Annotated in this window: 1 protein-coding gene; it reads left to right on the top strand. The window is 63.8% G+C overall.

Annotated features, from left to right (window positions below; genetic code table 11):
• The coding region (locus EN742_RS36870; protein ID WP_128333988.1) for an IclR family transcriptional regulator C-terminal domain-containing protein at positions 1 to 581 on the top strand (581 nt) is incomplete at its 5' end.
• Between the last annotated feature and the right edge of the window lie 95 nt (positions 582 to 676).

The raw sequence follows: 676 nt of genomic DNA, 5'->3' as shown, positions 1-676 counted from the left end.
AGGTCGCCGCCGGCCGCATCGAGCTTCTGACCGCCTCTTCCGACGCGATCGCGGCGTTGCGCGACGAGATCGGCGAGACCGTCGTCGTCTCGGCGCTGCGCAACCGATCTCTGGTCGTCCTGCGCACGGTCTTCGGCAAATCCAACCTGGAGATCGGTGTGAGACAAGGCAGCGAGTTGATCCTGCACGGCACCGCTCAGGGCAAGGTGGCGCTTGCCTTCAGCAATCGTTCGCTGCTCCAGCATGTGCTGCGCCAGGGCCTCACCCGCCTGACCGATCACACCATCGTCGATGCGGTGAAACTGGAAGCCGAGCTGGAGCAAGCGCGGGCGCAAGGGTTCATCACCGCGCCCAACGAGGAGACGTTCGGCATCAATGCCGTGGCGGCTCCGATCTTCGATCGTATGGGGGACGTTGCGGGCACGGTTGCCATCGTCGGCTCGGTTCAGAACATCAAGCCAACGCCGGACCAGGCTCAGATCGAGGCTCTGCTCAAGGCCAGTCTGCGGATCTCCTGGAATCTCGGCTACGATCGCGGCGCCATCGACGCTCGCAGGCGCATGCAATCGGCAGCTTCCTGACGGCGGGTTTGTCGAAAGTCAGGGTCTCAGCCAGATGGCGAGCGCGATCGCCAGGATCAAAACAGCGCCTATGCCGAGCACCGCTGCGATAACTT

The sequence above is a fragment of the Mesorhizobium sp. M4A.F.Ca.ET.020.02.1.1 genome (genome assembly GCF_004022645.1).
Taxonomy (GTDB): domain Bacteria; phylum Pseudomonadota; class Alphaproteobacteria; order Rhizobiales; family Rhizobiaceae; genus Mesorhizobium.
The sequence above is the reverse complement of the archived record's forward strand: the minus strand, read 5'-3'. Positions and strand labels throughout refer to the sequence as shown.